This window comes from Vibrio sp. A37, assembly GCF_059777565.1.
In genome coordinates, this window is sequence record NZ_JBLNLI010000005.1 from 213,710 (window position 1) to 235,937 (window position 22,228).

General features: G+C 43.4%; 17 protein-coding genes and 1 pseudogene. 12 read left to right on the forward strand and 6 right to left on the reverse strand.

What is annotated here, in order from left to right; translation table 11 throughout:
- Positions 1-25: 25 nt before the first annotated feature.
- The 4 genes from hslV to priA form a co-directional block, all read right to left on the reverse strand.
- Positions 26-559 (reverse strand): ATP-dependent protease subunit HslV, encoded by a 534-nt coding sequence (gene hslV / locus ACM2FC_RS11110; protein ID WP_498480970.1) that lies wholly within the window; start codon positions 557-559, stop codon positions 26-28.
- Between the two features lie 116 nt (positions 560-675).
- Positions 676-1,230 (reverse strand): SPOR domain-containing protein, encoded by a 555-nt coding sequence (locus ACM2FC_RS11115; RefSeq protein ID WP_498480971.1) that lies wholly within the window; start codon positions 1,228-1,230, stop codon positions 676-678.
- 149 nt (positions 1,231-1,379) lie between these two features.
- On the reverse strand, positions 1,380-2,390 hold the full coding sequence (cytR, locus tag ACM2FC_RS11120) for a DNA-binding transcriptional regulator CytR (RefSeq protein WP_498480972.1): 1,011 nt from the start codon (positions 2,388-2,390) through the stop codon (positions 1,380-1,382).
- Positions 2,391-2,692: 302 nt separating this feature from the next.
- On the reverse strand, positions 2,693-4,894 hold the full coding sequence (priA, locus tag ACM2FC_RS11125; protein WP_498480973.1) for a primosomal protein N': 2,202 nt from the start codon (positions 4,892-4,894) through the stop codon (positions 2,693-2,695).
- Positions 4,895-5,156: 262 nt separating this feature from the next.
- Here priA and rpmE point away from each other — a divergent pair, with 262 nt between their 5' ends.
- A complete protein-coding gene (gene rpmE / locus ACM2FC_RS11130; protein WP_498480974.1) occupies positions 5,157-5,375 on the forward strand; it encodes a 50S ribosomal protein L31 in 219 nt (72 codons plus the stop codon).
- Between the two features lie 59 nt (positions 5,376-5,434).
- Here rpmE and ACM2FC_RS11135 read toward each other — a convergent pair whose 3' ends face one another.
- A complete protein-coding gene (locus tag ACM2FC_RS11135; protein ID WP_498480975.1) occupies positions 5,435-5,812 on the reverse strand; it encodes a hypothetical protein in 378 nt (125 codons plus the stop codon).
- A 238-nt stretch (positions 5,813-6,050) separates the two neighbouring features.
- Between ACM2FC_RS11135 and ACM2FC_RS11140 the strand changes: the two genes are divergently transcribed.
- The 11 genes and pseudogenes from ACM2FC_RS11140 (at position 6,051) to ACM2FC_RS11190 (ending at position 21,705) form a co-directional block, all read left to right on the forward strand.
- The gene (locus tag ACM2FC_RS11140) at positions 6,051-6,818 is read left to right on the forward strand and encodes a siderophore ferric iron reductase (RefSeq protein WP_498480976.1); all 768 of its coding nucleotides are present in this window, start codon (positions 6,051-6,053) and stop codon (positions 6,816-6,818) included.
- 202 nt (positions 6,819-7,020) lie between these two features.
- Complete coding sequence (locus tag ACM2FC_RS11145; RefSeq protein ID WP_498480977.1) at positions 7,021-8,601, forward strand: pyridoxal phosphate-dependent decarboxylase family protein; 1,581 nt, start codon at positions 7,021-7,023, stop codon at positions 8,599-8,601.
- On the forward strand, positions 8,601-9,911 hold the full coding sequence (locus ACM2FC_RS11150; protein WP_498480978.1) for a lysine N(6)-hydroxylase/L-ornithine N(5)-oxygenase family protein: 1,311 nt from the start codon (positions 8,601-8,603) through the stop codon (positions 9,909-9,911). The genes ACM2FC_RS11145 and ACM2FC_RS11150 overlap by 1 nt, the downstream gene beginning before the upstream one ends.
- Positions 9,908-11,098 (forward strand): MFS transporter, encoded by a 1,191-nt coding sequence (locus ACM2FC_RS11155; RefSeq protein ID WP_498480979.1) that lies wholly within the window; start codon positions 9,908-9,910, stop codon positions 11,096-11,098. Before ACM2FC_RS11150 ends, ACM2FC_RS11155 begins: the two co-directional genes overlap by 4 nt.
- Complete coding sequence (locus tag ACM2FC_RS11160) at positions 11,095-13,536, forward strand: GNAT family N-acetyltransferase (RefSeq protein ID WP_498480980.1); 2,442 nt, start codon at positions 11,095-11,097, stop codon at positions 13,534-13,536. The genes ACM2FC_RS11155 and ACM2FC_RS11160 overlap by 4 nt, the downstream gene beginning before the upstream one ends.
- 2 nt (positions 13,537-13,538) lie before the next feature.
- Positions 13,539-13,883: pseudogene (locus ACM2FC_RS11165) on the forward strand (helix-turn-helix domain-containing protein); the annotation flags it as partial.
- Between the two features lie 249 nt (positions 13,884-14,132).
- On the forward strand, positions 14,133-16,310 hold the full coding sequence (locus tag ACM2FC_RS11170) for a TonB-dependent siderophore receptor (protein ID WP_498480981.1): 2,178 nt from the start codon (positions 14,133-14,135) through the stop codon (positions 16,308-16,310).
- A gap of 71 nt (positions 16,311-16,381) precedes the next feature.
- Entirely contained in the window at positions 16,382-17,149 is a 768-nt protein-coding gene (locus tag ACM2FC_RS11175; RefSeq protein WP_498480982.1) for an ABC transporter ATP-binding protein, read from the forward strand.
- A complete protein-coding gene (locus tag ACM2FC_RS11180) occupies positions 17,143-18,075 on the forward strand; it encodes an iron-siderophore ABC transporter substrate-binding protein (RefSeq protein ID WP_498480983.1) in 933 nt (310 codons plus the stop codon). The genes ACM2FC_RS11175 and ACM2FC_RS11180 overlap by 7 nt, the downstream gene beginning before the upstream one ends.
- A complete protein-coding gene (gene fhuB / locus ACM2FC_RS11185; protein WP_498480984.1) occupies positions 18,072-20,045 on the forward strand; it encodes a Fe(3+)-hydroxamate ABC transporter permease FhuB in 1,974 nt (657 codons plus the stop codon). Before ACM2FC_RS11180 ends, fhuB begins: the two co-directional genes overlap by 4 nt.
- A gap of 370 nt (positions 20,046-20,415) precedes the next feature.
- A complete protein-coding gene (locus tag ACM2FC_RS11190; RefSeq protein ID WP_498480986.1) occupies positions 20,416-21,705 on the forward strand; it encodes a malic enzyme-like NAD(P)-binding protein in 1,290 nt (429 codons plus the stop codon).
- A 71-nt stretch (positions 21,706-21,776) separates the two neighbouring features.
- Here the strand turns inward: ACM2FC_RS11190 and metJ are convergent, their stop codons facing one another.
- Positions 21,777-22,097, reverse strand: coding sequence for a met regulon transcriptional regulator MetJ (metJ, locus tag ACM2FC_RS11195; RefSeq protein ID WP_498480987.1), 321 nt, complete (start codon positions 22,095-22,097; stop codon positions 21,777-21,779).
- Positions 22,098-22,228 lie beyond the last annotated feature (131 nt).

Consider the following 22,228-nt stretch of genomic DNA (forward strand, 5'->3'; position numbering starts at 1 on the left):
TCATCAAAACATCTGCGGTTTATTTTTACTCTGCAGGTATTTCTAGTTCTTCAACAGTGTGATGATGGTTAGTAAATACGCAGATATCGCCAGCAATTTTTAGCGACTTCTCCGCAATTTCTATAGCACTCAATTCTGTATTTTCTAATAGAGCGGTCGCCGCTGCTTGGGCAAAGTTTCCACCTGATCCGATAGCAATTAAGTCATTTTCAGGCTGAACAACGTCTCCATTACCAGTAATAATAAAAGATGCTGTTTCATCAGCGACAACAAGCATTGCTTCAAGTCTACGAAGAGCTCGGTCACTTCGCCAATCTTTTGCTAGTTCAACAGCAGCTTTAGTCAAATGCCCTTGATGCATTTGTAACTTACTTTCTAGGCGCTCAAATAAAGTAAATGCGTCTGCCGTACCTCCGGCAAAACCAGCAATGACTTTATCGTTATATAATCTGCGAACTTTGCGCGCATTTCCTTTCATGACAGTATTGCCAAGGGAAACTTGTCCATCACCCGCAATGACAACTTTGTTATTTCGACGAACAGATACAATGGTAGTCACGAGTATGGCCTCTTTAATTTAAATTTAATAAACGTTAGGGAGTATATGTGGGTTGCGAGAAATAAAATCAAGGGAAAAACAAAAGAGCGTTTGTTTAAAAACGCTCTTAGAAAATGTTACTGCTGGTTTTGCTTCCAGATAGCACATGGCTGGATTTTCACGCGTTGAAGCTTGTGCTTGTCTTTTTCCGCATCTCGCTTGGTTTTATATGGCCCTAGCACAACTCGATACCAAGAACTGCCATCTTTCTTGACAATGTTACTGGTCAACCCTTGAAAAGCGATATCCACCTTGCGTGATTCAGCTTGGTGTTTTGTTTTGTAAGCCCCGCACTGCATCACATAAGGGATCTTAGACTCTACTAATGGCTTAGCTTTTACCTCAATTTCGCGATTAGGTAATGTGTCGACATAGTCCCACTTCTCTTGAGGAGGAGGTGGAAGCTTTTCTGCAGGTTTAGATTGAGCCTTACGGCTTTGATTTTGCTGTACGGCTGTTTTAGGCGGCTCAGGGTCTTGGCTCAATTTATATAAACCATAACCAAACGCAACAACCAATATGACCGCAATAAAACCACTTCTCCATGGTTTTCGACTAGAACTGGCTTTTTTCTTGCTACCACGCTTTTTATTTTGGCCGCTACCGCGCCTTACATAATCTTTACTTGCCACAACATCTTACATTCACAAATTTGAACTTAAATACATAGTAAATGAGTTTATGAAGCGATTACAGACCAATAACGTCTTATGACGGTATCATGTCACAGCAAAACAATCATTTTGAAAATATCGAAAACACCGTTACCAAAGCCGCTAACTCAACAAACTCTAGGTGGCGCTACGCTATTTCTTACCACAAGTCTTGTTTCAAGAAGTCGAGAGCCTGCTCTAACGTCTTTACCTCGAAGCAACTCTAGAACCATTAACATCGCTTGACGGCCTATCTCATATCTTGGTTGAGCAATTGTGGTCAACGGCGGATCACAATATTGAGAGAACTGAATATCGTCAAAGCCAACGATAGATAAGTCTTGCGGTACTCGTAGCCCCAGTCGTTTCACTTCTTGAATTGCTCCAATCGCCATAATGTCACAATGACAAAAAATTGCAGTCGGTGGCTCAGCTAAGGAAAGAAGCTTTCGAGCAGCGATCGCTCCTGCTTCAAATGCATACTCAGAATACACTGTGTAGTTTGGACGCATTACGATACCCGCTCGGCGTAAAGCTTGCTGATACCCCTGTGAGCGAAACTTAAATATTGCCGCTGACTCAGGACCAGAAATTTGAGCGATGCGTTTGTGGCCCATCTGTGTAAGATAATTAACCACTTCAAAAGCAGCTGTTAAGTTATCAATGTGAACAGTAGGTAATTCGAGTTCAGGTGCAAATTCGCATGCCATGACTAATGGTGGCAAGTTTTTTTGCTCAGATTTACTAACATCAAATGGAAGGTCTGCACCTAGCAAGAGAATACCATCAGCTTGCTTAGCAAAGGCCAAACTGGCTAAAGACGTCGGGTCTTTACGTTTCTGCTGACTACTATCCCCCAATAAAACCGTGTAACCGTGTTCAATTGCCGCCTCTTCAATACCTCGAATAATATCAGAGTAGTAAGGGTCACAAATATCAGGAACAACTGCGACGATTGTCTTTGATTCGTTTCGCCGTAAATTTCTGGCCAAAGAGTTCGGGGAATAACCTGCTTCTAACACTGCGTCTTCGACGCGCTTTCGAGTAGACGTGGATACTTTCTCGGGGTTCATCAAGGCTCTTGAAACAGTAGCCGTTGATACACCTGCGAGCTGAGCAACATCCTTCATTGTCGCCATAATAGCTGCCTCATAAAATCAATGAATGCAATGACTTACATTCATACATAACCATAACCAAACTTTTCGAGCTCTGTTTTTTTATTAATGTGAGCTCATTTATCTGACACTATTCTATTCAATTCAAGCCAAAAAGTTTCGACAAATTTATCAAATATTTCATTTTTTTCGTGATTTACATCACAATAGCTCGAATAATATCAATATGCACCTGATTGCCATCTCAAAAAATCAGAACAGATAAAAAACATTTTTATAACAATTAATTATAAAGAAAAGGGATTTCTAGAAAAAATGAAGTATTAGCTCAAGTCTTGCGGATCTCTATCAACTGCCCAACGCACTTTTTTGGATTCTGTTAATGTCTGAATAACAGGCTTAGAGCTCAAGAGGATTTTTTGCATCAAACTGCGTTCAGTAGTTTGTAACATCATTTGCCAACGAGATTTACCTGCTTTCTTTGTGATTGGAGAAGGCGTTGGGCCTAATACCATACAAGTATCATCAAATAGAGGGTTTGACTCCAAAGTTAATCTAACTTGACGAAGAAAAAGCTCAGCAACCTCACTATTATTCGCCTCCGACCGAAAAAGCGCTAAATGCGTAAATGGTGGAAGCATCGCCATTTTTCTTTCTTCCAATACCATTTTACCGAATTGGCTATAAGGAGAATTGAGCAAGCCTTGCAGCAGTGCGTGCTCTGGATGATGAGTTTGCAATATCACTTGCCCTTTTTTACTTGCTCGACCAGCTCGGCCTGACACTTGAGTGTAGAGTTGAGCGAATCGCTCAGACGCTCTAAAATCACTGCTATACAAAGCCCCGTCCACATCGAGCAGTGCCACTAACGTAACGTTTGGAAAATGATGGCCTTTTGCCAACATCTGAGTGCCAATTAAGATCTGATACTCACCTTTTTGAATTGACGTTAATGCCGACTCTAACTGGCCTTTTTTACGCGTACTATCACGATCTATTCGTATCGACTTAAACTCTGGAAACAGCTCAACTAAGTGAGACTCTAACTGCTCAGTACCCACCCCAACACTTACAACATGAGAAGAGCCACAGTTTTGGCATTGTTTAACTACCGGCTTACGTGAACCACAATGATGGCAACACATTTCACTGTTTTTCTGATAATAAGTGTAATAACGCTCACAGCGGTAACATTCGGCCAACCAGCCACATTCATGGCACATCAAGGCTGGCGAGAATCCTCTCCTATTAAGGAATAGTAAAACTTGATTTCCCGCTTCTAAATGTTGCCTCATTTCAGCAATTAGTGGCGCAGACAAGCCACTCTCTAGGTATAAGCCTTTAATATCTAGAATTTTATTTGTCGTCGGCGTGGCATTACCGGCTCTTTGTGTCAGAAGCAAGTGATGATACTTGCCGCTCACCGCGTTCTGCATCGTTTCAAGTGCTGGAGTTGCGGAGCCTAAAACAATTGGGATCTGCTCCTTATGCGCTCGCATTATCGCTACATCTCGCGCATGATAACGAAGCGTGTCTTGCTGCTTATAAGAAGCATCATGCTCCTCATCGACGATAATGATTCCTAGCTTCTTAAATGGAGTAAAAATCGCGGAGCGAGTACCGATGACAATTCCCGCCGCTTTATCTCTAGCGGAAAGCCATGCATTCAGACGTTCTGACTCGTTGAGTCCAGAGTGGATGACTTCAATTGGCGCATTGAATCGACTTTCAAAACGCTGAATAGTCTGTGGCGTCAAACCAATTTCAGGGACCAACACTAAAGCCTGCTCGCCTCTTTCTAAAACTGGAGTAATTAAATTTAGATAAACTTCTGTTTTGCCAGAGCCGGTTACTCCATCGAGTAAATAGCAGGCAAAACCTTGCTTATTGTTGACTGCCGCAATGGCTATCGCTTGTTCTTGGTTAAGTGTTGGCTTCTCCTGCTCGGACTCCACCACTCTTGGCCAATGTTTTAGCTTTGGTCTTTTTTCTATCTGTTCTATCCAGCCTTTGTCTTGCAAAGCTTTTAGCACAGTAGAACTTATCTCTGCATCAACAAACTCTTGGTGGGCAACCGAGCCATGTTGCAGCATTGTCATGACTTTTGCTTGCTTCACCGCTCGACCAAAATCGCTCATCAGCTGATTACGTCCAAGAGGTGTTATTTGCCACTCTTTTATATTGGTAAATTCTGCACGTCTTTTTTTTCTGAGCGCACCGGGGAGAGCAATATTGAATACGTCTCCCAACGGGTGAACGTAATATTGGCTACACCAAGTTAAAAGCTCGTATAGTGTTAGTGGCCAGATTGAGGTGCGATCTAAGATCTGAGTAATAGATTTGAGGTGTTGAAGGCTAATGTCAGTTTTATCAGATATTTCAGTCACAATACCAACCAAAGATTGTCGCCCAAATGGCACTACCACTCTTCCGCCTATCACCGGTAGATCTCCACCGGGCAAAAGGTAATCAAAAGTTTTATCTAGAGGGACTGGCAGCGCTACTCGCGCGATGGTTGGCAACATATTTAATAGCTATTGTGGCTTATAACACCTCAGTCTAAAAGATATTGGCTAGTAATCACAATCAAGTTTCCTATTTTCAACTTATTATCGCTGAAAAAGTCAGCTAAATTGGTTGATTATCAGACACAGATTCATTACTATACTGCGCCTTAGTGGCCAGAGTGTGAGACTTTTCACAGCGAGGCACTAACTGATTTTATTAACTGCGTGTGGTGTCCGGCATAGAATCGGATAGCGACACGGCCCAATTTGAGGTTCTCCCATGAAAACTGGTATCCACCCAGAATACAAAGCTGTAAAAGCGACATGTTCTTGCGGTAACTCTTTCGAGTTCAACTCTACTCTAGACAAGGATTCTATCCACCTAGACGTATGTGACAAGTGCCACCCATTCTACACTGGTAAGCAACGTATCGTTGACACTGGTGGTCGTGTTGATCGCTTCAACAAGCGTTTCGGTGCACTATCTAGCAAGAAGTAATTTTTACTCTGCAAAGATTCGAAATAGGGCGCTATCGGCGCCCTTTTTAAGTTGTAAGATTAAGACTGATTAGTCTCTATACTCTCGCAATATTGCTCATCATAGTCTTTCACATACCCTGTCGTACCAGTCCATTCTGTACGTACCACCATACCTCGCTTGACATATTCCCTTAGATGATGGCACGCAATATCGTTACCCGCTTTAATTAATGAACTGGTTTTCCAACGATAACCGCCCATATTTAAATTTTCGTGGTAAACAATCACGCCATTACTCAGTACATCAAGGCTCGGGATATCAGCAAGGTTTGTCTTTGCGATATCAATCGTTTCTTGACTGGCGCTAGTCTGGATATTTTCTGGGTTTAACGTCTGACAGCCCGACAATGTAAGCGATGCCACTGCTGTAAGCATCATTAACTTAATGTTATTCATGAAGCAATTTCCATATTTTATGATTATTAAAGCACTGAAATCTTATCATAAATAATATTGATAACTGCCTATTACATAGAGATTTTGTAGTGGTCGGCTAGAATTCCTAAGAGACTCAACTCTATTTATTCGCTCATGCGGCTATCTTACACTTTACACAATAAAAATGAGAATCATTTGCAAATAAGTTATTGTTTATTTATTCTTTGCTGATAATCACTACCCGGTAGATTGCAAGATGAGTGAACCACTGTTTTTTCAGCACCTTTTCCAGTATTCCAAGCAAGTCACTCCTTACCTTGATGGGCAAGTTAAACCTCGAGATAGCGATAATCTAGAACTAAATACCATACATATTGGCCACTCCAGCTCAGAGACTATTCGTAAACTATATGAAAATTTAAAGCACACTACCCCAGAAGCAGGAGCGGCTTACTGGCTAACTCGCACTTGGGATCTGCTTTGTTGGCAACCCATTTATACCGCGTTTGTCTCGATCTACGCTTGCCGTGGATTGCCTCAGTTATCCTCTATGGCTCAACAGGTACATGATGGTTATATCGCGGGTTATCAGTTTCAATCACAATCCTACATCGAAGGAACAGACGAAGAACTTATCCTCGAAGCGGCAAAAGAGCTCAACACACTTTTTAATTATTTCCGCAACGAAATGAGCTCATGGACGCGTATTCGTCCGGGCTTTACTGCGCACCTATTCGCTGATGCAATATTCGGCTGTTTAGTCAAAGTCAGCCAGTTTTACCCTTCGCTATCAGAGCAATACCTGCTAACGCAAGCTCGGTTATGGTTACAAGCCTGCGATTTGCCAGAAAAATTATTGAAGTCACTCAACTACGATACTCAATCAAAACAGCTTGTGCTGGTGAGAACAAGCTGCTGTTTAGTCTACAAATGCCAAGGCCAAAACCTTTGCAGTGACTGCCCCAGAGCTTGTAAAGCCGAGAAAGGTTCATCCAAGAAGAAACTCAATCTCCAAGTTCAGTAACCTCCGTCACTTCAACTGAGTCGAATTAGCGCAGCCACCCCCTTTTTCTACAGCTCTATGCCAGTAAAGATACCAATCCAAAATTTTTATTAAACCCATCATTGAAATGATAATGATTATCATTATAATCCTCATTTGCAAATTTGATGGATTGATTAAAACAAACATAAACATCATAAAAAGCAATAAAAGGGAAACTAAGATGATAAGTGCTGATTCGCTCAACGCAGTACACTCTGGCAGTCATACTACTCCAGAACCCAAGGACTTTATATTTAACCAAAACAACCTTCAGGCCTATGAAGCCAGCCTGATTCAAGGGTTAAATTTGGTCAGAAGCCAAGTCGAAAAAACCAATAAGCCGTTCAGCGGCATTCTTCCAAAAGAGCTCGCGGCTAAGTTTGCCCACTTAGAGCTCGATCAGCCGCTTGATTCCATTTCCGATGCACTCAAAGAAGTCGAATCGCTTTATCTCAAAGATGCCATTTACTTTCATCACCCGAAATATATGGCTCATTTAAACTGCCCTATCGTCTACCCTGCCATTTTGGCCGAGCAGATCCTATCTTCGATCAACTCATCCCTCGATACATGGGATCAAAGTGCAGGTGGCACGCTGATAGAACAGAAGCTTCTTGATTGGACTGCGAAAAAAATTGGTTACGACCGTCAAGCTGACGGGATTTTTACCAGTGGAGGAACACAATCCAACCTAATGGCGATGCTATTAGCGCGAGACAACTACTGCGCAAACAAAGGCGATCATAATGTCCGAGAACAAGGTCTTCCTTCCTATGGGCACAAATTCCGTATCTTCACTTCAGAACTAAGCCACTTCAGCATTCAAAAATCCTCCGCTCTACTTGGGCTCGGGTACAACTCTGTGGTACCAGTTGCGGTTGATGAGCATTTCAGAATGGACATCAATGCGCTAAGAAATGAGGTCAAAAAAACCATCGACCAAGGACTGATTCCATTAGCCGTTGTCGCGACAACAGGAACGACAGACTTTGGCAGTGTCGATCCCGTTCACGAGATAGCCCAACTATGTCACCAATTCGATATTTGGATGCACGTCGATGCAGCCTATGGGTGCGGCACTTTGGTTTCTGAGAACAATAGACACCTTTTATCAGGAATAGAAAATGCTGATTCCGTCACCGTTGATTACCATAAATCCTTCTTCCAACCTGTCAGTTGCGGTGCGTTTTTCGCAAAAAACAAATCAAAGCTGAGCCTGATTACCCATCATGCTGAGTACTTAAACCCATTGAGCCAAAAGCAAGAAGGTACACCCAACTTAGTTGATAAAAGCCTGCAAACAACGCGACGATTTGATTCGCTAAAGCTATGGCTAACATTGAGAATCATGGGCGCAGATAAGATTGGAGCTATCTTTGATCAAGTCATACAACTTGCCAAAAACAGTCACCAACGTTATCAAGATGACAAAAAATTAGAACTGCTGCATAAGCCCGAACTCAGCACATTGGTGTTTCGGTTCGTTCCTCTTCATCCAACAACAGACAAAGAAATCGACAAAGCCAATGAGTACATTCGCAAAGCCATTTTCCGTAGCGGAGAAGCGGTTATCGCCAGCACTCAGGTTAAGGGAAAACGCTACCTCAAATTCACATTGCTCAATCCAGCCACCCAAATCGAGCATATTGCGCAAGTGGTCGAACTTATAAAAAGCCTCGGTCAGCAATATTTTTTTGTCCAACACTCTCAAAGCCTCGAACAAAGTTCTCAATCTAACGCAGTTTGCATGGAGTCACTGTAATGAACAATCCCGTCTACGATTTTATCGCTATCGGCTTAGGGCCATTTAACCTTGGCCTAGCCGCCCTGACTCACACGCTTGATGACGTAAATGGATTGTTCCTAGACAAAAATGAAGGGTTTGATTGGCACCCGGGCATGATGCTGGAAAGTGCCCACCTGCAAACACCTTTTATGTCAGATCTAGTGACTTTAGCGGACCCCACTCATCCACTTAGCTTCCTAAGTTATATCAAGCAGCAAGGTCGACTGTACTCCTTTTATATCCGCGAAGATTTCTTCTTAATGCGTAAGGAATACAATCAATATTGCCAATGGGCCACCAAACAAATTCCCGCGATACGTTTCCAGCATAACGTCACTTTGGTTAACTACGACCAAGAAAAAGACATTTACCAAGTTGAAGCACAGAATTTAGCAAACAACTCTTCCGTCAGTTTTTACTGCCGACATCTAGTGCTAGGCACTGGTCCAGCTGCGTATATTCCCGATGCATGTAAGGAATACACTGACAACTTAACCCACACTTCCAACTATTTATTCAACAAAGAACAGCTGCAACAAAACAAATCCATCACCATTGTGGGCGGAGGCCAAAGCGCTGCCGAAATCTATTATGATCTTCTGCAAGATATTGATAGCAAAGACTATCAGTTAAACTGGGTTACTCGCTCACCACGATTTTTCCCACTTGAGTACAGCAAGCTCACATTAGAAATGACGTCTCCTGAGTATGTCGACTATTTCTATCACTTGCCACCAGCCAAACGCGACCAACTGATAGCGAAGCAAAAGCATCTTTACAAAGGCATTAATGCCAGCCTGATCAACGATATCTTCGACCTACTCTATGTGAAAAGACTGGATGGTGAAGTGAATACTCGCCTGATGACCAATACCACCTTAGAGCAAGTCTCTCGAGCTAATGATGAATTCAAACTTGGCCTATATCAAAACGAGCAAGATTCGGCATTCAAACTTGATACACAAGGGCTAATACTGGCGACAGGCTATGCTTACCAACTACCCGATTTTCTAGAAGGAATTAACAGAGAAATTCAGTGGGACAACCAAGGCCGCTTTGACGTCAACCGCAACTACAGTATCGATAAGCAAGGTAAACGTATATTCGTACAAAATGCTGAACTGCACACGCATGGTTTTGTCACCCCAGATCTGGGAATGGCGTGCTATCGAAATTCAGTATTGCTCAAAGAAATCACCGGAATTGAGCACTACCCAATTGAGAAGCGTATTGCTTTTCAAGAGTTTTCGGCTCCAAATTTCGAGGGGGAGCCAGCTCCAGTATGAGAAGACTCAAATATTCTCTCATTGTACTGACTTTGGTATCTGTCGTTGCAGATTCTATGCTGGTTCCCTTTTACTCGCAATTTTTTAGTCAAGCGTTTGCCGCTCATTCAACTAAAATGGTGGGCTATTATCTAGCAGCTAGCTGTATCACTGTCATTGTCGCTTTTCCTATTTGGACGAAAGTCGTTAGAAGAGTCAATGAATTACACCTTTGGGTCTATACGCAAATCGCTGCCGGTACCTTAGGGCTAGCATGCTATTACAGCACGTCTCTCACCCAGTTCTGGATACTTTCACAGCTGATGCTTGTATTTAAAGCCAGCTACCTTCTGATCTACCCTTATGTCCTTCGTTTAGAAGAACGAAATAAGCATTTGAGTATGATCAGCCTCTATTCAGTACTCATTCATTTCGGTGCAATCGGAGGGGCTGTAATTGGCGGCTTTATCCTTCAATTGTACTCTGCTAAAGATGTTTATCTCGTTATGCCAATCAGTGACATGATACAAGTGGTCGTTTGCTTGTATTTAATCGTCATACTGAAAGTGCCTTTTCATGCAGACGCACAGACAAGCAGTAAAAAAGTAGAAACGACCTCTGAACACAAGAAGTTCATTCTTAACCTAGGGCTTATCTCGATACTCTTCTACTTTAGCGTGTTCTTAATTCGTCCTTTCTTCTCCAGATATTGGGAATCTGTCGCCAGTTTCCACGGAGAGATAGCATCTGGTTTGATGTTTTCAATACCTGGTTGGATAGCGCTCGCCGGGCTCTGGGTCAACCACAAAGCGAAATCTTCAGCTAGTAGTAGTCAACACATTGCAGCAGCGATGCTGATCGCTATTTCGGGCTTGCTATTGCAAGGAGTACAACAAGAGTGGGTGATCATTCTCGGGCGTTGTATTTTTGGCTGGGGACTGTTTCAAGCCACGGTCAGGTTGGAAGTATTTATGTTTGAACATTCCACACCAGAGAATTATGCCCATGACTTTTCTCGAGTGTACTTCTTTCAGAACTTAGGGGTAATTAGTGCTTCATTTTTAGTTGGTTATATCGTCGATAACGGTTCACTCGTCACTCCTTTTTTTATCGCGTCCGCCACTTTAATGCTCTGTGTCGCTTACTTTTCTTTGGCATTCAAAAATAAATTTCGCATAAAAACAGTCAACGTTCAGGAGGCAAAATGAACACTCCATTTACTCTAAATAACGCTCAAATTGGAGAGATTTCTTTGTTACCCCTCTCTCTGGATGCGCATATTCCATATATCCATGAATGGGTAAACCAAGACTATGCAGAGTTTTGGGGCATGCAAGCTTACGACCAACAACAAGTCAAAAACTTTTATCTGGGCTTACAGCAAGGGGACAAAGCAGACGCCTTTATGGGACTTGTCAATGATATACCAAGCTTCTTAGTCGAAATCTATGACCCCCAAAAAGATCCGGTCGGTGAACACTATCAATATCAGAGTGGAGACAAAGGAATGCATATTCTCATTGCTCCAGCCAACAACCCCATCTCTGGTTTTACTTTTGGTGTCTTCACCACAGTGATGCACTTCATGTTTTCTGATTCAGACATAACACGAGTGGTTGTCGAACCAGATTCTCGAAATCATAAAATTCATGCTTTGAACAAAAGAGCAGGATTTCAGCATATTAGACAAATTCAAATGGGAGAGAAATCAGCCAATTTGGCATTCTGCACACAACATCAGTTTTATTCAGCCATCAATCTATCATCAGAAAAACATCAAAAAGAGATCATGAAAATGGATATTCACCAAAACCCAGCACTTGCTACCAAGTCCGTAGACGCTAAAACTTGGGAAAAAGTAAACCGCCATCACCTAAGAAAGTGCTTGGCAGAGCTTAGCCACGAAAGAATCCTGCAGCCAAAGGCCATCTCGATTAGCGGCGAATGGACAAATTACAGTTTATCAGCCGATGCTGAAGGTGTGGAATATCACTTCAAAGCTAGAAAACTCGCTCTTGAACACTGGTTAGTTGAACCAGAATCGATAAAGAAAACGATCCATGGCCAAAATGCCTCTCTCGATTCCATCAGTTTTATCATTGAGTTCTCTGAAACGCTCAACATCCCGACTAAATTGTTGCCCACGTATCTTGAAGAGATCACCAGCACACTGAACTCCGCAGCTTTCAAAGAAAACAAGCAGTGGTTATCCGCCAAGGAGCTGCTTGAAGCAGATTTTCAGCAAGTAGAGGCTGCGATGAGTGAAGGTCATCCCGCATTCATCGCCAATAATGGCCGAATCGGTTTTGATGCCCAAGACTTCTTGCAGTATGCACCAGAGGCAGGCCAGCCTGTATCTCTGATCTGGTTAGCCGCTCACAAAAGCCGAGCCGATTTTGACTCAAGTCATGATGTCAGCTATCAGGCATTAATTGAGCAAGAACTAGATTTAACCACTAGAGAAGCGTTCGAAAAAATCATCGAAGGACAAGGAAAAAACGCACAAGACTATACGTTAATTCCTGTCCATCCATGGCAATGGTTTAACAAGTTAGCCAGCGTATTTGCACCTGATATCGCGTCGAATCACCTGATCTGCTTAGGCTATGGCGATGACTCTTATCAAGCGCAACAATCCATTCGGACGTTCTTTAATCGCAGTAACCCGAATAAATACTATGTCAAAACCGCATTGTCAGTGCTTAACATGGGATTCATGCGCGGGCTATCGGCCTACTATATGCGCACAACACCCGCTATCAATGACTGGATTTCTGATTTGGTCAAAAACGATCGCTATTTACAAAGCAAAGGATTTTGTGTGCTAAGGGAGTTAGCTGCAACTGGCTATCGTAATCCATATTATGAACACGAGACTCTTCAAGACAACCCATATAAAAAAATGCTTGCTGCTCTTTGGAGAGAAAGTCCATTACCCTTGCTTAACTCTGGGCAACGTTTAATGACAATGGCCTCACTTCTGCATACCGATCCAGCTGGTGAAGCGCTGCTACCTACTCTCATTCAAGCGTCAGGTTTGAGTGTCCAAGCTTGGTTGGCTAAATACTTAGAGAGCTACCTATCTCCTCTTCTGCACTGTTACTATCAACACAGTTTGGTCTTCATGCCGCATGGAGAAAACTTGATTCTTGTGTTTGAAAACCATGTACCAGTCAAAGCCATCATGAAAGACATTGGCGAAGAAATTGCTCTACTCAACACAGACATTGAGCTTCCAGAGAAGGTTAAACGTATTTCGGTCAAAATTCCTGAAGATAAAGAAACTCTCTCAGTCCTCACCGATGTCTTTGACTGCTTCTTCCGATACATGAGCGCCATATTAGTGGAACACTTGGACTTTTCAGAACAAGAATTTTGGAAGCTGGTTGCCAATTGTGTGCAACAATATCAAGACGATAACCCTCATTTACAAACCAAGTTTAAAAAACATAACCTGTTCGCCAAGGAATTCGATCATTCCTGTTTGAATAGACTTCAACTTGCCAATAACCAACAAATGGTCGACTTGGCCGATCCAGCCAGTAGCTTGCAATTTGCAGGCAGTTTGGTGAATCCAATCGCACCATTCATGCAGCGAACAGAAAGCACACACTCTGCATTACCTGAGCAAAGTGTCGAGGTTTAAGGATGGAGGCTTTTTCTCAGCCAAGTATTCCTGATGTTTGTTGCCATCGTACCCAACAGGTTTTGCTGTACATACATCAAAATCTTAACAGGCCACTCATGCTGGAAGACATTGCAAAACATAGCTGCTGGTCCCGCTGGCAGCTGCAAAGAGTCTTTCAAAAAGAGACCGGCCATAGCGTCGCAAGTTATGTGCGCGAACTTAAGCTCAGTGAGGCGGCCAACCGCCTTGCTAACAGCTCAGATCGGGTTATTGATATTGCAGTGGCGTTAGGTTTTGGCTCGGAAATTAGCTTTAGCCGCTCGTTTAAGCAAACGTATGGCTTAAGCCCAAGAGCCTACCGGAAGCAGCCCCCCCCTACGCTTCTCACTTCGATTTAACATCACAAGCTTCGATAACACCCTTAGGCATAGCTAACGAAAGGCTATGCCTAGACCTTTCCCAATTTAAACTTTAATTCTATACATTTCCGTTAGTTATAAATACATTTATAAAAATCAATCGGTTTGCACCAAATTGTTAAGTTTTCCTTCACCTTTAAGATAGAATGCAAATGATTTTAATTATCATTAAGAAAAGCAGTAGTAGAGGAAAACATGGATATTTCAGCAGGCCTAAAGCGCACCGTGATTGCGTCATCGCTTTTGGCATTTTTTTCAGCCCCACTTTTAGCTGAAGACCAAAACAATACTGTCGATCAATCTAATAATAAAACAACAAAACAAGACGACACTATTACCGTATACAGTCAAACTTACCGCAACACCGCCACCAAAACCACGTTGGATCCAGAAGAAACACCACAAGGTTTAACGGTTATTGACAACGAACAACTTCAGCAACGTGAAGTTCAATCACTCAACCAAGCTTTGCGTTATACACCGGGTGTGGTTACTGAAACTAAAGGTGCCGCTGTCACCATGTACGACACATATCGTGTCCGTGGCTTCAGCGTAAACAAAAGCTACTACGATGGACTCGTACTCCCTTATTTAAGTGGTTGGAATTTCCAAGCTCAAGTCGACCCTATTGCAGTTCAGCAAATTGAGGTATTTAAAGGCCCAACATCGGTGCTTTACGGGGCAATGAACCCCGGTGGCATGGTGAATATGATTGCCAAATCGCCACAAATGGAACACGCTACGACAGTGGATGCTGGTACAGGTTCACGTAATCTGGCAAAAGCGTCAATTGACACGACGGGACAAGTTGGTGATAGCAATCTTTCCTACCGCTTTATTGGCTTAGCTAGAAAACAAGATAGCCAAGTCGACACTGCCACTAATGAGCGCTATGTCGTAGCGCCATCGCTAAACTGGCAAGTTTCGGATAAGACTCTGGTTAACTTCAATCTGTATTACCAAAACGATCCAGAGATGGGGATCAATTCATCTCTCCCAGCATCTGGCATGATTACCAGCAACTCTAACGGCTCGACCTCACCTTCAACGTTCGCTGGGGATGTGAATTGGAATAGCTTCAAACGTGACTTTTTAATGGCGGGCTACAAAATCGACCACCAATTCAATGATCAATGGTCGTTTTTACAAAATGCACGTTATACCAATGGTTCTTTAAATCAGAAGAATACATATAGTACGTCTTTTGATGAATCTACCGGCTATCTTCAACGTAACATCTACAGCACCGATGAAAAACTAGACGCATTCACAATAGACAATCAGTTCAGTGGCTTGCTCAAGCATAACGAATGGCAGCACAATCTTTTATTAGGTGTTGACTATCAAAATATGAGTGGCAGCTCCAGCTATAAAGAATATGATACGAGTGGTATTTCTGGCTGGAGTACTTTTGATATATTCAGTCCAAACAATAGCCTTATTACTAATCCTAACTCACTTTCTGTCACATATAACCAATATACAGAAGTTGATTTAAGCCAATTGGGTTTCTACCTTCAAGATCAAATTCGTCGTGATAACCTTGTCTTGCTAGCCGGAGGCCGTTTTGATTCTTACAGCTCAGATACAACGACAACCATAACTAGCACGACAACTTCATCAACTGATCAAAATAACTTTTCCTACCGTGTAGGTGCCCTCTACACTTTTGATAATGGCATAGCGCCTTATGTGAGCTATGCAACTGGGTTTGAGCCGACAACGGGTTCTGATAGTAGCGGAAATGCCTACAAACCAGAGACGAGCGAACAAGTTGAAGTGGGTATGAAATATCAAGCACCAGATATGTCGAAAAGTGCTTCTATTTCTTTGTTCCATATATTGAAAAACGATACGCTGGTCACTGATCCAGATAATATATACGGTCCACAACTTCAAGTTGGTCAAGTTCGCTCTCAAGGCATAGAACTACAGGGTAAATGGTTGGTCACCTCTAACCTAGATATCTCTCCGAGCTATACCTATACAGATATGCAGATTACAGAAGACGCAAGCTCAAGTCTTGAAGGCACAACGCCTATCTACGTGCCCACTCATGCAGCATCAATTTGGGCAAACTACTACTTCTACAACGGCGCGTTAGCTGGTACTCGTGTCAGTGGCGGTGCGAGATATGTTGGCACAATGCAGATGGATTCAACCAACACCGAAGGCAAGGTTCCTGCCTATACGATTACCGATTTATCAATTGGTTATGACTTAAGTGAGCTTAGCCGCAGCTTATCTGGCGCAACCGCAAATTTCCTAGTGAATAACGTGTTTAATGAAGCGAACTACACCTGTTTCAACAGCACAAACTGTTGGTATGGAGAGGAGCGTTCTGTGGAACTGCATGTCAAATATGAGATGTAATTAGACTCAAACTCAAGTTAACCAAGCAGCCCAATACAAGGGCTGCTTTTGTCGTCATATGGAAATCCAATATGTACCAGTTAAACAACATTTTAGTGACACGAGAACAAAGGGATATTCTCAATATCAACGCCCTTGAGATCCCAACAGATAAAGTAACGGTTATCTTAGGCCATAACGGCTCTGGCAAATCTACCTTGGTTAATCTACTGGCTGGGCAAACCAAGCCAGATTCCGGGTCTGTTGAGCTAAATGGGCATCCCATTTCGGACTTAAATAGCCGCAACTTGGCTAAGCAAGTCGCTTACCTGCCGCAACATTTGCCTCAGGCTGCGGGCCTATCCGTTCGTGAGCTCGTTAAGCTCGGACGCTTTCCTTGGCTGGGAACATTTGGTCGCATGAAGCAAAGCGATCATCAAGCCGTTGATCTCGCGATGCAAGCCACTCAGGTAACTCAATACGCTGAGCATAGCGCAGAAAAACTCTCGGGCGGAGAAAGACAACGAGCATGGGTGGCAATGTTACTTGCCCAGCAATCACCGCTACTAATATTGGATGAGCCGACATCTGCTTTAGATGTTCACCACCAATATCATCTTATGCAGCTACTCAGCCAACTCAATCAAGAGCAAGGTAAAGGCGTTATCGTGATTCTGCACGATATCAATCTGACCTTGCGTTACGCAGAGCACATACTCGCCTTGAAACACGGCCAAGTTGTCTTTTCCGGTAGCAGCGCTGAGCTCATGGATTCCTCTCGATTAAGCGAGCTTTACAACACTGAGATTCAACTTCTCGATCATCCAACGCGAGACAGTAAGGTAGCGGTTATATGTTAACTATACGGTCGTTTTCATGGGCTAAGGTTCTTTACGCTACCTTAGCGATTCTGTTCTCTTTCTCAGCCCTAGCCTCCTACCAAGTGGTGGATAGTGAAGGCACAAAAACACTAAACAAAATTCCACAGCGTGTTGCGGTATTAAACTGGGGAGTGGCTGAGCAAATGATTGAGCTCGGCGTCACTCCTGTTGCAATGAGCGACGTAAAAGGATACCAACAATGGGTCGTTAAACCTGCCGTACCAAACGGCGTGGTTGATATTGGTACTCGCGCCGAGCCGAATTTTGAGCTTTTGGCCGAATTAAAACCCGACGTCATTCTTATTGCTTCCCCACAAAAAGATCTTGAAAAACGTTTAGAAAAAATCGCACCGGTTCTTTACTACCAAACCTTTAGCGAAGACCATAATAACGCTCAAGCAGCGATAATTAACTTTTTGCGGATCGGCCATGTGCTCGGCAAGGAAAAGCTCGCACAACAAAAATTGGCGCAAATGAAACAAAAGATACAGCAGCTTAAAGAGCAGCTCGATGTTGCTTATCCAAATGGGAAACCTAAAGTCACCGCTTTTCGCTTTGCCAGCACAACCTCGGTTTATTTGTACGGTAATAACTCCATCCCTCAATACGCGTTGAAGGAACTCGGCTTTCAGAATGCAATGCCACAACCAAGTACTCAATGGGGCGTAACTCAAAAACGTCTTACCGACTTGAAAAATATTGGCAACGGTGTCGCACTTTATTTCCTTCCTTTCTCCCAACAATCCCAGTTAAGCCGTTCGGTAATATGGAACGCGATGCCATTTGTGAGAGATAACAAAGTCGCTAGCGTTGCCTCAACTTGGAGTTATGGTGGCGCCATTTCAATCCAATATAACGCTGAAGCTTTGGCTAACAGTTTACTTAAATTAGCAGGTAACGGATGACACGTTGGGTTTTATTACTGGCAGTGGCAATCGCCGCTGCTATTTTGCAAATTGCCGTCACACAAAATCAATTTGGCTCGAGTTATCAACTGCTGTTAACTGTACTTCACCACCAGCTAGACTTTTCAAACTCTTTTGAATGGACGACATTCCTACACGCTACGCTACCTCGCTGGGTAATGGGTTTGGCAGTTGGTGGTGCATTAGGTTTAGTGGGGAGCCTATTCCAACAGCTAACACAAAATAGAATGATGTCACCGCTGACACTCGGTACCTCTTCTGGTGCTTGGTTGGGCCTTGTCATTTTAAGTGTGATGGCTCCGCAATTCGCCGGGTTTTATCCTGCGCTGTTCGCCATGACAGGTGCTCTTGTTGCCATGGGTTTGGTGATTGCCATTGTGGGGATTCGCAATTTAAGTGGCCTACCTATTGTTCTTGCTGGGATGGCGGTGAATTTACTGCTTGGCGCATTCGCCACTGCGATAATCTTGCTACACAACGAATACGCGCAAAACCTATTCATTTGGGGAGCGGGAGATCTGAGCCAAAACGGCTGGGAATGGGTCACGTGGCTGCTGCCTAAACTTTCCTTAATTATAATTCTACCCATTTTCGCTCCGCGCCTACTTACTTTAATAAGCATCGGCTCCTCAGGCGCACAAGCTCGTGGCTTGAATGTTGGTGGCGCTTTTCTTGGGCTCAGCCTAATTGGCGTTTGGTTAGTGTCTGTGTCGATTACCTCTGTTGGCGTGATCAGTTTTGTTGGGCTTATCGCTCCCAATATTGCTCGACATATTGGCTTCAACAAATCTCGAAGTGAGCTTATCGCAAGCCTTATTCTTGGCGCAACGTTGCTTATGCTGACTGATTCGCTAGCGGTATTTTTAAGTTTTTGGTCACTCGATATTATTCCGACTGGGACAGCAACCGCGGTGATTGGCGCACCAGCACTGATTATGCTCGCGCGCAAAAAGATGTCTGCTCAAGACAATATGTCACTGACCTTTCCAAAAGGGCGAGACAAACTGCGACCTAAAATCACACTATTTTCGTTGCTCGCGGCATTTGTGATTGTCATTGCTATCTGCACTTTTGTACAACCGGAGATAAAAGGCTTCGTTTGGCAAATACCGAACGCTTTCAGCTGGTCAATTAAATGGCCTAGAATGCTAACAGCCGTAAGCGCGGGAGCAGGTCTAGCGGTGGCTGGGGTAATTTTGCAACGGCTGGTATACAACCCACTCGCCAGCCCTGATATTTTAGGGGTATCCGCCGGGGCAGTGCTCGCCCTTGTGTTGGCGAGCTTAATTTTTGGTTCGTCTATTCACACATTGGGCCCATGGGTTGCTCTCCTAGGCAGCTTGGTTGCTTTGGGTGTGTTACTCGTCTTAGGCAGAAAGCATAATTTTGCCCCTTCGATTTTGATTCTCTCTGGTATCGCACTAACCGCGATGATAGAAGCTTTAGTACAGTTTTCTCTAACTCGTGTGGGACAAGAAAAGTTTGTCTTGCTGCAATGGTTGGCAGGTTCAACGTATCGAGTGACTCCAAACACAGCCGTTACTTTGTCGCTCTTAGTCACCTGTTTGGTCATTGTAGCCTTATTGCTCTCACGATGGATGACATTAATAGGTACAGGCAGGCAATTTGCTTTTGGTCGAGGCTTGAATGTGTCTTGGGCTTACATTGTTTTGCTGATTATCGTTGCTTTGTTGTGCGCTTTCGTCACAACAACGATGGGGCCAGTGGCGTTTGTTGGCTTAATCGCGCCTCACATCGCGGTAATAATGGGGGCGAGACAAGTGAAAGTTCAGCTATGGGTTGCTGGGTTACTTGGTGGCTTGTTGCTACTATCAGCCGATGTGATTGGGCAGCTTGTGGTGCATCCAGCTCAAATCGCGGCAGGCGTATTAGTCTCCATTATTGGCGGAGTTTATTTTGTTTTCCTGCTCATTCGAGAGCGCCATTAACCTCGAACACTTCTTTATTCACACTAGAGCATGGTGAGCTTTTGAGATTGAATTTTGTTCGAATTTCAAGCCTTTTAATCGCGGCGCAGGGTAAGCAGCTTAGTCATTCTAAGCAATTGGCCTGCAACAAAGAGTAAAAGGCTTGGAATCGAACCCTTTGGGCAGCAATTTGTTGTTGCAAAAACCATCGTAAAAGCCAACACGCTCTAACCTCAGTGATCTAAAAATGCCAGTTAGATCACTGAGTCAAAAACTAAATTCCATCTTGCTACCCAAATTCCGAATGTGAATTACACTCTCTACTATGCATTCTTATTCATGCTCTTTAGAATGGCCGCCGCGAAAAACATGACGAATAAAAGTAAATAATATGCCTGAAGAAAATCAAACTGACTCAACTGAAAAAGAGCCAACAGCTGAACAACAACAACGTCAGAAAGCCCTCGACTATCATGCTCAGCCTGTGCCCGGCAAAATAGAAGTCTCTCTTACCAAGCCTGCGGAAACGGTAGAAGACTTATCGCTCGCATACAGCCCCGGTGTCGCAGAACCAGTTCGAGAAATCGCGCAAAACACGGACAACGTATATAAATATACCGCGAAAGGTAATTTGGTCGCGGTGATATCTAACGGCACAGCCATTTTGGGGTTAGGTAATTTAGGGCCAATGGCTTCTAAGCCTGTTATGGAAGGAAAATCCTTACTGTTTAAACGGTTCGCAGGTATCGACTCTATTGATATCGAAGTCAAACACAGAACAATTGAGGAGTTTGTCGATACCGTTGCTAACATCTCGGATACTTTTGGTGGCATCAACCTTGAAGACATAAAAGCGCCCGATTGCTTTGAAATAGAAAAACATCTGATTGAGCGTTGTGATGTCCCTGTATTTCATGATGACCAACACGGAACTGCGATTGTTACTGCGGCGGGTATGCTCAATGCCATTGAGTTACAAGGCAAGAAATTACAAGAAACCACCATCGTATGTTTAGGCGCTGGCGCAGCTGCAATTGCCTGTATGGAACTGCTTATCAAATGCGGCGCAATGCGTGAAAAAATATACATGCTGGATCGTAAAGGCGTCATTCATACAAGACGCGACAATCTCAACGAGTACAAACAACTATTTGCCAACAATACTGATAAACGCACGATTGAAGATGTCATTGAAGGTGCTGATGTATTCCTTGGTGTATCCGGACCAAATTTACTTTCTCCTGAAGCGCTTCAGCTCATGGCGAAGAAACCTGTGGTATTTGCCTGCTCCAATCCAGACCCTGAAATAAAACCAGAAATAGCACACAAGGTAAGAAAAGACCTCATTATGGGAACAGGACGAAGCGATTACCCTAACCAAGTCAATAACGTATTGTGCTTTCCATTTATTTTCCGTGGTGCACTTGATGTTCGCGCCAGTGAAATTAATGATGAGATGAAACTGGCGGCAGTAGAAGCCATTCGAGAACTCGCAAAAGAAGAGGTGCCACAAGATATTCTCAAAGCCGCTGGCGTGAAGAAACTTAAATTCGGTAAGGATTACATCATTCCAAAACCAATGGACTACCGACTTTTGCCAAGAGTCGCCAAAGCGGTTGCCCAAGCAGCGGTTGACTCTGGCGTCGCGAGAATTAAAATGCCAACAAACTACATGCAGTGAGGAAATTAAATCGAGCAGAAGAAACGCTGGACTTTTTCAGCGCTTCTTTATTTCAAGGGCGCGAGTTTCAATTACTCTTCGTCGTATGATTCAAACTCGATGCCCATTTCTGTCATCAGCTTTTTCGCTTCTGCAGGAATATCATCTGGTCGATCTTTACGTAAATCTTCATCTGTTGGCAGCGGCTGGCCAGTATACGCGTGTAGAAAAGCTTCGCACAAAAGTTCACTGTTAGTCGCATGGCGAAGGTTATTGATCTGGCGTCTTGTACGTTCATCAGTCAAAACCTTTAACACTTTCAACGGAATAGACACCGTTATTTTCTTCACTTGCTCACTTTTTTTTCCATGTTCAGCGTATGGGCTAATATATTCCCCATTCCAATCTGCCATTGCGCACCTTCAAAGTTCGTTGTAACGTCATTTTTAATGTGGATTTTAGCTACATTTAAGGCTATAAGCAAAGACATATAGACGTCTAGAAGTGTTGACGTCTCATATTTTGACAAGTAAAGTGTGCAACA

Excerpts from the sequence above, each read along its gene's own strand:
- ACM2FC_RS11140 (WP_498480976.1), top strand. The coding sequence starts at position 6,051 with ATGAGTGAACCACTGTTTTTTCAGCACCTTTTCCAGTATTCCAAGCAA.
- fhuB (WP_498480984.1), top strand. The coding sequence starts at position 18,072 with ATGACACGTTGGGTTTTATTACTGGCAGTGGCAATCGCCGCTGCTATT.
- ACM2FC_RS11135 (WP_498480975.1), bottom strand. The coding sequence starts at position 5,812 with ATGAATAACATTAAGTTAATGATGCTTACAGCAGTGGCATCGCTTACA.
- ACM2FC_RS11190 (WP_498480986.1), top strand. The coding sequence starts at position 20,416 with ATGCCTGAAGAAAATCAAACTGACTCAACTGAAAAAGAGCCAACAGCT.
- priA (WP_498480973.1), bottom strand. The coding sequence starts at position 4,894 with ATGTTGCCAACCATCGCGCGAGTAGCGCTGCCAGTCCCTCTAGATAAA.
- ACM2FC_RS11160 (WP_498480980.1), top strand. The coding sequence starts at position 11,095 with ATGAACACTCCATTTACTCTAAATAACGCTCAAATTGGAGAGATTTCT.
- ACM2FC_RS11180 (WP_498480983.1), top strand. The coding sequence starts at position 17,143 with ATGTTAACTATACGGTCGTTTTCATGGGCTAAGGTTCTTTACGCTACC.
- cytR (WP_498480972.1), bottom strand. The coding sequence starts at position 2,390 with ATGGCGACAATGAAGGATGTTGCTCAGCTCGCAGGTGTATCAACGGCT.
- ACM2FC_RS11145 (WP_498480977.1), top strand. The coding sequence starts at position 7,021 with ATGATAAGTGCTGATTCGCTCAACGCAGTACACTCTGGCAGTCATACT.
- rpmE (WP_498480974.1), top strand. The coding sequence starts at position 5,157 with ATGAAAACTGGTATCCACCCAGAATACAAAGCTGTAAAAGCGACATGT.
- ACM2FC_RS11175 (WP_498480982.1), top strand. The coding sequence starts at position 16,382 with ATGTACCAGTTAAACAACATTTTAGTGACACGAGAACAAAGGGATATT.
- ACM2FC_RS11150 (WP_498480978.1), top strand. The coding sequence starts at position 8,601 with ATGAACAATCCCGTCTACGATTTTATCGCTATCGGCTTAGGGCCATTT.
- metJ (WP_498480987.1), bottom strand. The coding sequence starts at position 22,097 with ATGGCAGATTGGAATGGGGAATATATTAGCCCATACGCTGAACATGGA.
- ACM2FC_RS11170 (WP_498480981.1), top strand. The coding sequence starts at position 14,133 with ATGGATATTTCAGCAGGCCTAAAGCGCACCGTGATTGCGTCATCGCTT.
- ACM2FC_RS11155 (WP_498480979.1), top strand. The coding sequence starts at position 9,908 with ATGAGAAGACTCAAATATTCTCTCATTGTACTGACTTTGGTATCTGTC.